This is a genomic window from Candidatus Omnitrophota bacterium, assembly GCA_028712255.1.
In the GTDB taxonomy this organism is placed as follows: Bacteria; Omnitrophota; Gorgyraeia; order Gygaellales; family Profunditerraquicolaceae; genus UBA6249.
Map to the genome: position 1 here is coordinate 80,843 of JAQTQJ010000004.1, position 11,602 is coordinate 92,444.

Annotated in this window: 11 protein-coding genes and 2 tRNA genes; 3 read left to right on the plus strand and 10 right to left on the minus strand. The window is 39.6% G+C overall.

Annotated elements, in window-relative coordinates; translation table 11 throughout:
• Positions 1-158: 158 nt before the first annotated feature.
• Entirely contained in the window at positions 159-1,574 is a 1,416-nt protein-coding gene (locus tag PHC29_03170; GenBank protein MDD5108494.1) for a ComEC/Rec2 family competence protein, read from the minus strand.
• Complete coding sequence (locus PHC29_03175; protein MDD5108495.1) at positions 1,571-1,900, minus strand: helix-hairpin-helix domain-containing protein; 330 nt, start codon at positions 1,898-1,900, stop codon at positions 1,571-1,573. Before PHC29_03175 ends, PHC29_03170 begins: the two co-directional genes overlap by 4 nt.
• Positions 1,901-2,000: 100 nt before the next feature.
• Between PHC29_03175 and PHC29_03180 the strand changes: the two genes are divergently transcribed.
• The gene (locus tag PHC29_03180) at positions 2,001-2,444 is read left to right on the plus strand and encodes a response regulator (GenBank protein MDD5108496.1); all 444 of its coding nucleotides are present in this window, start codon (positions 2,001-2,003) and stop codon (positions 2,442-2,444) included.
• A 57-nt stretch (positions 2,445-2,501) separates the two neighbouring features.
• Here the strand turns inward: PHC29_03180 and leuS are convergent, their stop codons facing one another.
• The 3 genes from leuS to PHC29_03195 all read right to left on the minus strand — a co-directional run bounded on the left by leuS (position 2,502) and on the right by PHC29_03195 (position 6,101).
• The gene (leuS, locus tag PHC29_03185) at positions 2,502-4,901 is read right to left on the minus strand and encodes a leucine--tRNA ligase (GenBank protein MDD5108497.1); all 2,400 of its coding nucleotides are present in this window, start codon (positions 4,899-4,901) and stop codon (positions 2,502-2,504) included.
• A gap of 5 nt (positions 4,902-4,906) precedes the next feature.
• Positions 4,907-5,752: a deoxyribonuclease IV gene (locus PHC29_03190; GenBank protein MDD5108498.1), complete on the minus strand. Its 846-nt coding sequence runs from the start codon at positions 5,750-5,752 to the stop codon at positions 4,907-4,909.
• 276 nt (positions 5,753-6,028) lie between these two features.
• A tRNA-Ala gene (locus tag PHC29_03195) sits at positions 6,029-6,101 on the minus strand.
• Positions 6,102-6,168: 67 nt separating this feature from the next.
• On the opposite strand from PHC29_03195, the gene PHC29_03200 reads away from it, so the two are divergent.
• Together PHC29_03200 and PHC29_03205 are read left to right on the plus strand one after the other, a co-directional pair.
• A tRNA-Leu gene (locus PHC29_03200) sits at positions 6,169-6,251 on the plus strand.
• Between the two features lie 8 nt (positions 6,252-6,259).
• Entirely contained in the window at positions 6,260-6,949 is a 690-nt protein-coding gene (locus PHC29_03205) for an LAGLIDADG family homing endonuclease (protein ID MDD5108499.1), read from the plus strand.
• Positions 6,950-7,009: 60 nt separating this feature from the next.
• Here the strand turns inward: PHC29_03205 and PHC29_03210 are convergent, their stop codons facing one another.
• The 5 genes from PHC29_03210 to rlmN form a co-directional block, all read right to left on the minus strand.
• Positions 7,010-7,912: a hypothetical protein gene (locus PHC29_03210; protein ID MDD5108500.1), complete on the minus strand. Its 903-nt coding sequence runs from the start codon at positions 7,910-7,912 to the stop codon at positions 7,010-7,012.
• Between the two features lie 91 nt (positions 7,913-8,003).
• A complete protein-coding gene (locus PHC29_03215; GenBank protein ID MDD5108501.1) occupies positions 8,004-9,731 on the minus strand; it encodes a ferrous iron transporter B in 1,728 nt (575 codons plus the stop codon).
• Positions 9,728-9,961 (minus strand): FeoA family protein, encoded by a 234-nt coding sequence (locus tag PHC29_03220; GenBank protein MDD5108502.1) that lies wholly within the window; start codon positions 9,959-9,961, stop codon positions 9,728-9,730. The genes PHC29_03215 and PHC29_03220 overlap by 4 nt, the downstream gene beginning before the upstream one ends.
• Position 9,962: 1 nt before the next feature.
• On the minus strand, positions 9,963-10,571 hold the full coding sequence (locus PHC29_03225) for a GDSL-type esterase/lipase family protein (protein MDD5108503.1): 609 nt from the start codon (positions 10,569-10,571) through the stop codon (positions 9,963-9,965).
• Entirely contained in the window at positions 10,558-11,589 is a 1,032-nt protein-coding gene (gene rlmN / locus PHC29_03230) for a 23S rRNA (adenine(2503)-C(2))-methyltransferase RlmN (GenBank protein ID MDD5108504.1), read from the minus strand. Before rlmN ends, PHC29_03225 begins: the two co-directional genes overlap by 14 nt.
• Positions 11,590-11,602: the final 13 nt, after the last annotated feature.

Below are 11,602 nucleotides of genomic sequence, written 5' to 3' on the forward strand. Positions count from 1 at the left end.
TATGTTGGAATAAAGACATTGAAAAGCTACTTTTAACTTTTCCAATTTAGCATAGCCGGCTGGCTTTGTCAAACAAATATCGGGGACGGTTCTATTTTAGGGGCCAGGGACCGGTTCTATTTTTTGTTTAAACAAAAAATTGAAACGGTCCCTTTATTTTAAACATAGATATAAGCAAAGGGCAGCTTAACCAGAAAGGCATTTATGTTCAAAAGCAGGTTAATCAACATAGAAGTAGGAGTACTAAGAAGGCCGACTAGGCCAGGATTTAGCAGGCCGGATAGAAGTAAAATGAATCCGCATAAGGTAATTATGGTAGCCAGGGGGACAATCAGAATATTGGCTAAAACAGTTACCGGAGCGATAATTCCAAAATTAAAAGCAATAATTCCCAGCGTGCCTAACCAGGCAGAAAATGAAACCAAACAACCCTGGCAGATAAATTTCCATATTTTGTTCCTGTAAGTTTCCAGGTGAATCAAGGCTGCCAGCTTAGGGTAAAGATAAACAATTGCCAATACACTGACAAAAGACAGCTGAAAACCTATATCAAAAAGCTGGCTTGGATTAATTACCAAAATAAATAGCCCAGCAATTGCCAAAGAATTATATATATCCGGCATTCTCTTAAAAAGATACGCTGATAAAAAGATTATCCCCATTACTGTCGCGCGCACAACCGGATTACTTGCCCCTGTAATCAAGCAATAAATAAACAAACAGATTATTGATAAAATAATACGAATCTTGCGTCCAAAACGCAAAATTTTAAACAATAAGTTAATAATAAAAGCAACAATACCCACATTAAAGCCGCTAACTACCAAAATATGCACTGTGCCGCTTTTTACAAAAGAACTATTCACCAACCAAGGAATACCGCGTTTTTGGCCTAAAACCATGGCAGAAAGTATACTTGCCGGCAAATCCGTAAGCTGCTGGCTAATAACAGCTTCCATTTTAGCGCGCAACCAAAATGAAACTTTGATCAACTTAAACCCTCTGTTACTCTGCTGATAAATAAGCTGCCGCCTGTCCTCTACGTGCATTACCAAGTAGATACCTTGGCGCCCCAGAAAGTCTTTATAACCTCCGGCAACAGAGTTAAAATTATAGGGCCGCTTTAAATTTCCGATAAGTATCAGGTTATCCCCATAATTTAATTTACAGGCAAAATCTAATCTAACCAATACCTTACCGCAACAAGGCCATTTTAACTTATCCCTCTGCATATCTTGGACGTAGAAGATAAATTGGATATGATTATCTTTTAATTCCGGCTCGCTATCGATAAATCCACTTAAGCGGTAGAGAAAATAATCTTTATAATAAATAAAATTACTGATATGGCATTGAGGCAGCGTGCGGGAATTATTTAAATTTAAAGCTCCCGCAAACAACGCTAAAAATAATATCAGGGCCGTAAATATAAAAATCTTTTTCTGTAGTAGGATTGAGACGGCAAAGATTCCTATTGCTGCCCCCATAACTGCCCAAAAATTAAAACCTATAAAATTAGCTAAAATAATTCCTAGAGAATAAAATATAGTTAATATTACCAACGGTAAATTCATTCGATAAAGAAAATTTTATTTAACTTCTCATAACGCTGGTTACCGATTCCTTTAACCTCTTTTAACTCCTCTAAATTAGAAAACTCTTTATGCAAAGAGCGGTATTCCATGATACGTTCAGCAAGTTTTGCTGAGATACATCTGGATTCAATTAACTCCTCAAGGCTTACTTTATTGAGGTTTATTCTGGCTAGTTCGATTTGCGGATTAATCATTTTTTCAATATGGCCATTTACTTTAACTAAATAATTTAAAATTAACCCGAAAAACGCCAAACCTAAAACAAATAAGAAAACTTTTCTCTCTTCAGGGGTAAAATTAAGCATGTTTAAATCCTCCTTACCTCAATAGACGTCCAAATGCTAAAAATCTAACTAAAAAACTATAGGAACAATGGGACCGTTTCTATTTTTAACTCTAAGGAAATTGATAAAAATAGAAACGGTCCCATTGTTCACCATTATTTCTTTGCAATTTACGGTTCTTTTAGTGTATACTTTAGTTATGCCCAAGAAGATCCTGATTATTGACGATGACTTCAATATCGCCAAGAAAGATAAGGAAGAGCTGCTTAAGGCAGGTTACGAAGTAGTAATTGCCTATAGCGGCAAGGAAGGATTAGAAAAACTACGAGTTGAAAAACCGGATTGCATACTGCTTGACTTAGTCTTACCTGATGAGAGTGGTTTTAAAGTTGCTCAAGATATAAAAGCCCTACCGGAATATTCTGATATCCCAATTATCGCCACATCCCTTAAACATGAAGAAATCGACAAGCATATCGCTGCCAAAAGCGGTATCACCGTCTATGTCGAAAAACCCATCGATTACCAAAGATTACTTTTTGATATTAAAGACGTATTAACTTAATAGTGACAGCGGCCATTATTCTTACTCGATTAGAAAGAATAATGGCCGCTGTCACTATTAAACAACGATATTTATGAGTTTCTGGGGAATGATAATGATTTTCTTCGGGGGCCTACCTTCCAACCAAGGAATCAATTTCTCATCTTTTAAGACCAATTCCGTAAGACTGTCTTCGGATAGATTGCGGCTAACTTCGATTTTACTGCGTACTTTACCATTAACTTGAATTACTAATTCTACATTTTCTTTAACCAATAACTTAGGATCAAACTGCGGCCAAGAAGTTTTACAGATACTCTCTTTATTTCCTAAAATTCCCCAAAGCTCCTCAGAAAAATGCGGAGCAATCGGGCTAAGCATAATCACAAGGCTAGAGAACACCTGTTTATCTGCACCTAACTGGTAAATAACATTAGTCAACTCCATGAGGCTGGCGATAGCAGTGTTAAACTTAAATTCGTTAAAATCCATCCCCACTTTTTTGATCGTCTTATGCAAAACTCTCAATACCGGCTGATCAGCCTTCTCTTTCAGATTTTCCTGAATACGCCAGACACGGTTTAAAAATTTATACGCCCCTTCCAATCCACGCTCCTCCCACTCCAGCTCTGTTTCAGGCGGAGCGGCAAATAAAATAAACAAGCGTAAGGCATCGGCTCCATAATTCTTAATCATAGAATCCGGATCTACGATATTACCTTTGGATTTTGACATAACCTCGCCGTCCTTTAAAACCATGCCTTGAGTGAGCAACTTATCAAAAGGTTCAGCAAAATCTATCATCTTTAAATCTTGAAAAAATTTAGTAAAGAAGCGCGAATACAATAAATGCAGGATTGCATGTTCAATACCACCAATATATTGATCAACGCTCATCCAATATTTGGCTTCCTGCTCGTCAAACGGGCCATCCTTGAACTTAGGCGAGCAGAATCTTAAGAAATACCAAGAGGAATCAAAGAAGGTAGCCATAGTGTCGGTTTCCCTCCTGGCTTTACCTTTGCATTTAGGGCATTTTACCTCTACAAACTTTTTCACCTTACTTAAAGGACTTCCCCCTTCTCCGGTAAAAGGCGCGCTAGTAGGTAATTCTACAGGCAAATCTCTATAAGGAACAGAGACAATGCCACAAGCAGGACAATAAATCATCGGTATCGGAGTTCCCCAATAACGCTGCCGGGAAATCAACCAATCGCGTAAACGAAAGTGTGTCTGAATCTTACCGATACCTTTAGACTCCATCCATTGCGCAATTTTTATTTTTGCGTCCTGGTTATTCAATCCATTAAATTCTGCAGAATTTATCTGTACACCATCGCCTTCATATGCTTGGGTTAACTTATCCACAGAATCTATTGATTTATCTTCGGGACTAATTACCAGGCGCATCGGAAGTTTATGCTCCTTTGCAAAAAGAAAATCACGCTGGTCGTGCGTAGGCACAGCCATAATTGCACCTGTGCCATATTCCATTAAGACATAATCGGCAATCCAAATGGGAACCAATTCATTATTTACCGGATTAACGGCAAAACTCCCGGTAAATACCCCTTCCTTCTTAACATCAGAAGCAGCGCGTATTACCTTACTTTCAGTGGCAACCTTCTTAATAAACTCTAAAGCATCATTTTCCTGAGGCTTGCCTTTAATTAATTCTAAGACTAAAGGATGTTCCGGAGCCAACACTATATAAGTTGCCCCGAAAATTGTATCCACCCGGGTAGTAAACACTGAAATCAGCTTATCGCTGTTTTCCAGGCGAAAATAAATATCCACCCCGCTACTCTTTCCAATCCAGTTATTCTGCATCGCCAAAACTCTAGGTGGCCAATTTTTAAGCTGGTCCAAATCTTCCAGCAATCTCTCTTTATATTCAGTAATTTTTAAATACCATTGCTCTAAATCCTTCTGCTGGACTTTTGTATGACAACGCCAACATCCCCCTTCGATTACTTCTTCATTAGCCAGAGTTGTTTGGCAGCTTGGGCACCAGTTAACTTGTGAAGCCTTCTTATAGGCCAGGCCGCGTTCAAACATTTTTAAGAAGACCCACTGGTTCCATTTATAATAATCACTTTCACATGTAGCAATTTCCCGTTCCCAGTCATAAGAAAAGCCCATTTTCTTTAACTCTGTTTCCATCTCTTTAATACATTTATGTGTCCAACTGTTAGGACGGGTCTTATTCTTTATCGCCGCATTTTCCGCAGGTTGTCCAAAGGCATCAAAACCCATAGGATGCATCACATTATAACCTTCTAGGGTTTTAAAACGGCTGGCTACATCGCCAATAGTGTAATTACGCACATGGCCCATGTGGATTTTTCCGCTTGGGTAAGGAAACATTTCCAGTAAATAATATTTTTTGCGCTTAGGATCAGTTTGCGCGCGGAAGGCATGAGTCTTCTGCCAAATCTTTTGCCATTTTTCTTCAATCTTTTTAAAATCGTAATGCATTTTATCTACGCCCGGAGCTTTCTAACTAAAGCCAGGTTCTCCCTATCGCTGTTTTTGGTGCTTTTAGGTGTCTCTAAAATCATCGGGATATTCTTTAACTTGGAATGGTTAATAATTCTTTTCATCCCGGCTAGGCCAATGTGGCCCAAACCAATATGGTCATGACGGTCATGATGACAACCCAGCTCTCCGGCTGCATCATTGAGATGAATTAACTTAATTAACTTTGCCCCCACCATCTCATCGATTTCATCGATCATTTTTTCAAAGCCGGCTTTAGTCTTAAGATTATAACCGGCCAAATATGCATGCGCGGTATCAAGGCATAAGCCCACGCGCGACTTTTCTTTTATTCCCTTTATAATTTTGTGCTGATGATAAAATCTATAGCCCAGCCAGGAGCCGCTGCCTGAGGTATTTTCCAATAATATACCGACCTTGGAATCCTTGGTCTTCTCAATTATTTTATTTAGCGCCTCAACCAACCTCTTAATCCCGGCATCCTCAGTGGTTTCCTTATGGCTACCCATATGCGTAACAATATAATCAGCGCCTAGTTTATCCGCTTCCTGAATATCCTCAATATAAGCCTGAATAGAACCATGATACAGACGCACATCCGGAGAAGCCAGATTAATCAGGTAGGATATATGGATAAAAACCGGATCGATTTTATATTTCTTACGCCGGGCAATGAATTCCTTAATATCTTCAGGAGCAATTTGGCTACCATTACGCCAGGATTGCGGGGAACGGCTGAATATTTGCATAGTATCGCAGCCTAAGCTATGCGCGATATCCAACGTCTGGTAAATTTTATCCGCCCCGGAAACATGCACACCTAGTATCATAATCTTTAAATTATACTCCTGCTCTAAATCAGCGTCAATAACTTATAAAATGGGATTCCCTAAAATTTCCCAAAGTGTCATTGCGAGGAGGACGAATCCAGACGAAGCAATCCTGTTTTTTAGATTGCTTCGTCTGGCTGGCGCTCGCTCGCAATGACACTTTGGATAACATTCGTAAAATCAATACGTTACAAAACATACTCAATAAATTTTAGGGAAACTACTCCTTATAAAATAAAGGGCGGAGATTATCCGCCCTTTATTAAAAAAATTAAGTGGAGCTGAGGAGGATCGAACTCCTGACCCCTTGCATGCCATGCAAGTGCTCTCCCAGCTGAGCTACAGCCCCAAAAATTTATCTGTTGACCTTTGCTATTTTAGAATATAAAATGCTTAGCGTCAACCTAAAAATATATGCCGGGATGGCGAAATGGCAGACGCGGCAGCCTCAAAAGCTGTTGAGGGCAACCTCATGTGGGTTCAAGTCCCTCTCCCGGTATTTTTTTAATGAAACATGACATTAATTACAAATGGAATTCAAATCTAGCGTACGCTATCGGCCTCATAGCGACTGATGGAAACCTATCCAAAGATAGAAGGCACATCCTCTTCACAACAACTGACCACCAGTTAGCAAATACATTCAAAGAGTGTCTTGGTATCAAAAATAAAACAATGACCACGCTTCCACGTGGATTTGGCAAGAAAAACGTTTATAGAATAAATTTTGGAAATGTAAAATTTTACCAATGGCTACAAAAAATTGGGTTGATGCCTAAGAAAACGATGTTGATGGGTAAATTGGATATCCCAAATCAATATTTCATTGATTTCTTACGTGGCCATCTTGATGGTGATGGTTCTGTTTTTACTTATACCGATAGATACATGAAATATAAAGGAAAAACATATACTTATCATAGATTATATACTAAGTTTATCTCAACTAATTTTAATCAGATTAAATGGATAAGAGACGAAATAAAAAATAGACTAGACATTGTTGGGTCATTAACCCACTATCTTAAAATAAATAGAGAATTCCCTATTTGGCAACTTCGTTTTGCTAAAAATGACTCTTTAAAACTTCTATCCTGGATCTACTACAAGCCTAACCTGCCCTGTCTAAATCGTAAAAGAAAGATTGCTGAAGAATTTCTTTTGCCTTTTAGTTATTCCTCAAAGGAAGAACGCTAAAGCTAATATAAAATAGGGGCAGGATTAATCCTGCCCCTATTCATGTTAATGACTAATAAATTAGCGTGGCCTGCCGCCTCCTGCACCTCTTGGCCCTGGCGCGCCGCCACTACGGCGGGCACCCTGAACATCCTGACGCCTGTCTCTCTTATCTTGATTAAGCTGACGCACATCCTGCCTTTTCTTACCGATATCTTGCCGTAATTCTTTTCTTTCCTGGCGTATAGCGGAATTATCACCAGATTTTACTGCTTCTCTTAAATCACGGCGATCCTGATTTATTTCTTTATTATCCTGGCGTATATCCTTACGGTCGCCTCTTATTTCCTGATTATCTTGACGTATACCTCTTGCTTCATCCCTTGCCCTAGGCGACATTGGCCCTGCTCCTGGTGGATTATATCCAGGCGGATTACCAATCCCTACTCCAGGCGGATTATATCCTGGAGGATTTCCAGCACGGCCAACTCCTGGAGGATTACCGGGACCAGTACCTGGAGGATTATATCCCGGTGGATTGCCAGCTCCTACTCCAGGCGGATTATATCCTGGAGGATTAAAACCCGGACGGCCCTGTTTTACATCTTGCCTCAAATCCTGCTTTGCCTGCTTTAACACCTGAGCATCCTGCTGCATCTGTTGCCTATTCTCTTGGTGCATTGCCTTCAATTTTCCCCTAAGCTGTTGCGCAGTTTTATAATCACCTGCTTGCATGGCTGAATGAATCTGATCTTGTAAAGCTTTTTCTTCTCCTCTTGCCTCTTGAGCATTAGACTTCAATTGCTGTTGCTGTTCTTTTATCGCTTGCACATCGTTAGCAACTTCCTGTTTCAGATCTTGGGCACTCTCAGCAGAAGGCTGATCCCCAGACACATCCCCCTCTGTCTGCGCTGCTACTTTATTTAATGGTAAATATAAACAGAAACTAACTACAGCCGCAAATAAAAACAATTTTCTCGCCATCCATCCTCCTCTCCTGCTTCTTATCAATTAAATTATTAAGCTAAAAATACTACAATAATAACCTCAAGTCAATAAAAAACAGTCTGCTTAATTAATGGATAACAAAATTAAGCAACGAGCCAGTAACTAGGGCGACAAAAAACATGATTAGAGTGGCTTTTATCAAATCCTTTAATCCTAACTCTTTAAAAAATACAATGAAGGTTGCTACACAGGGAAAAGATATTGCTAAAAGTACGGCGGTAATAAATAACTGCTTAACAGTTAATGCTAGCGGCATAAGCATACCTACTGCCACGTCCTTCCTGAATAATCCCATAACTAGTGAAACAATGGTTTCTTTAGGCAGCCCGAATAAACCTTTGACTACAGGAGCAAAAATACCGGTAAAGAAATCAAACAGTTTAAAATACAAAAGAATATTTACCACTAAAACTCCTAACAAGACAAGCGGGGCAGCTTCAATTAAAAAACCCTTAATGCGCAAGAATAATTTTTTCCACAATGTTGCTAGCGACGGAAGCCGATACGGAGGAATCTCAATCAAAAGTTCGGGGCTGTAGCCTTTGGCCGTACGATTAAGGATAATCCCCAATATCAACCAGATAGCCAAAAGCACAAGGTACACTCCGGCAACATACCACCCGGAAAATTTACCTAATAAACCAAAGATCATTGCTTGTAATGCCACACAAGGTACCCCAATAGAAATTAAAGTTGCGGCGATAAAACGCTCGCGCCTGGATTCAAGATTGCGTGTAGCTAAGATTCCAGGAACATTACAACCTAACCCCAGAAGCACCGGAATAATCGCAAAACCGTGTAAGCCCAAATGATGTAGAAGATTATCCAGAAGCATAGCTAACCTCGGTAAGATCCCGATATCCTCCAACAATCCCAAGACGGAATAAAATGAAATAATATACGGCAACACCATAGCAAACTCAATATAAGGAGCAGTCGTTAGTAATCCCAAAGACTGTTTAAAATCAATGTGGCCGTTAATCAGATCTCCAATTAATAAATGATGAATAAAACTTTCTTCTCCTAGAAAAGAACTCAGCTTTACCAAGAGAGGCTGATAGAGATTGAGGAATATCGGATCGGCAATCTTACTAATTAAATTTTCACCGATAAATCGCACAATTTCAAATGAAACAAATATAACTGCAATAGCAATTAATGCGCCGCTAAAAGGCCTTACCGAAGCATCCTCTAAAATTTCCCGTAAGGTATGATGGCGGTGAGTCAACTGCTGTACCTGCTCAATAATGTTGCCGATCTCCTGCCAACGCTGTCGATGTAAAAATCTTTGGCGTTCTACCGGTTTTGTTTCACTGATTCTCTCTAAGAGCCTCTTCATGCCTAAACCAGTAATGGCGCAAGTCGGTATTACCGGCACTGCCAGAATTTTCTCCAACTTATCCACCTCAATGCTTACCCCATGATGTTGAGCCTCATCACACATATTCAAAGCTACAATTACCGGCAAGCCTTCTTCAATAAGCTGCAGAGTTAAATAAAGATTGCGCTCAAGGTTTGTAGAATCAACGATATTTACAACAACGCAATCTTCTTTAGGGCACTCTTTTAATAAAGCTACGGCAACCTCCTCGGATTTAGAGCTTGCCTCAAGCGAATAAGTACCCGGTAAATCCACCACCTCAATCTCTTTATCCCCAAGCATTAGCAACCCACGCATAATCTCGACGGTTGTACCGGCATAGTTAGAAGAAATAACTTCTACCCCGGTAAGGCGTGAGAAAACTACGCTTTTACCGACATTAGGATTACCTATGAGGAATATTTTTTTAATCATTGAATTTCCATTTCAATTTTATTAGCTACACCATGCCCTAAGACTAAAACGCTCCTGCCTACTTTGATGGCAACCGGCCCTTTTAAACCGATATGGCTGATTTTAGTAATCTCCCTGCCTTTATAAATTCCCATACTCATAAATTTATTCTGTAAAGCTAGGCCCGCAGAAATATCGCAAACAACCCCTTTTTGTTTGGCCTTCATTTGCTTTAAACTTATTTTTTTCATTTTATTTTATATAGCGGCTTATTACCTTATAAACCCGGTTAGCAACAATCTTATATCCGCGCGCATTAGGATGCAGAAAATCACTTTTCATCGCAGGATTAGTAATAATTTTACTCAAAACTACCGGAATAAATATTGCTCCTTTCTCAATAGCTAGCTTTTTAAAAGCCTGGCGGTATTCTTGAAAGAACATCCCAGAGCTAATATCCACCAAGGCGACCATCGCGCCCTTCTCTTGGATGCGGTCGATAATTTTGCTTAAATTCTTCAAAGTATCTTCTTTGGGAATCTTTTTAATAAAATCATTCCCGCAAAATTCCACAATCACCAGGCGCGGATTTTTAGACAAGACATCGCTATCTAGGCGGTCCAGCGCAAGAAAAGTAGTATCTCCATCAATTCCGGCATTAATCACCGGAAGTTTTAATAATTTTGCCAATCCGGCTGGATAATCTTGTCCCACAGCGGCGCCGTAACCACAGGTAATACTATCTCCGAAACAAATAATATTTTGCCCTTTAGTTCCGGAATTTTTAATCTCATGTTTTAGACAACCGGTTAAAATAATACCTAGAATAATTACGATTATCTCTAATCTATTTCTGCTCATGTCTTAGCCTCAATTGCCCGCATGCTGCATCGATATCCTGCCCGCGCGCTTGCCTTAATGTAACATTAATTGCGCTTTTAAACAAATACTCTTTAAACGCCTCTATCTCTGGCTTTGAAGGAGGCATAATTTTTAATTCCGGAACCGGGTTTGCCGGAATCAGGTTTACTTTGGCCAACCTTAAATCTTTTAGGAGACAGGCTAAATCCTGAGCATCCTTTAATCCGCAATTTAACCCCTTAATCAAAATATATTCAAAGGTAATCTGCCGGTTAGTCTTTGCAATATATTCATGGCAACATTTGATTAAATCTTCCAGCGGGTATTTCTTATTTACCGGCATAATTTGTGAACGCATTTTGTCGCTTGAAGCATGCAAAGATATGGAAAGCTCAACCTGCAAACCCTCTAATGCTAACTTTTCTATTGCCGGGATAATCCCGCTTGTCGAAATAGTAATCCGCCTGGCGCCGATATTAAAAGCATCCGGAGAATTAATTATGCGGATAGCTTGGAGCACATTTTCGTAATTATCCAATGGTTCGCCGGTTCCCATAAAAACAATATGCGTCAGCTCTACTCCTTGTGTATTGTTTTTTAAATAAAGCACCTCATCTAAAATTTCACCCACCGTTAAATTGCGTTTGAATCCTTTTGCACCACTTGCGCAAAATTGACAACTAAATTTGCAGCCTACCTGGGAAGAGATACAGCCAGTGGCCCGACGAGCCGCCGGAATATTCACTGCTTCAACCAGGTTTTTGTCGGTTAATTCAAAAAGAAATTTACTTGTTCCATCGCTGGAAATTTGTAGATCCGCAAGTGCAAGGCCAAGGATATAAAATTCACCTGCCAACTTCTTCCTTAAGGCTTGCGGAAGATTACTCATACTGTTAAAATCAAAAGCTCCTTTTTGATAGATCCAGCTGAGTATTTGTTTGGCGTGGTATTTAGGCAGACCCCAGGAAAGTAATTTATCTTGTAGCTCTGTTAAAGCTAATTCCTTGATATCTTGCATGATCTCTAGTCAT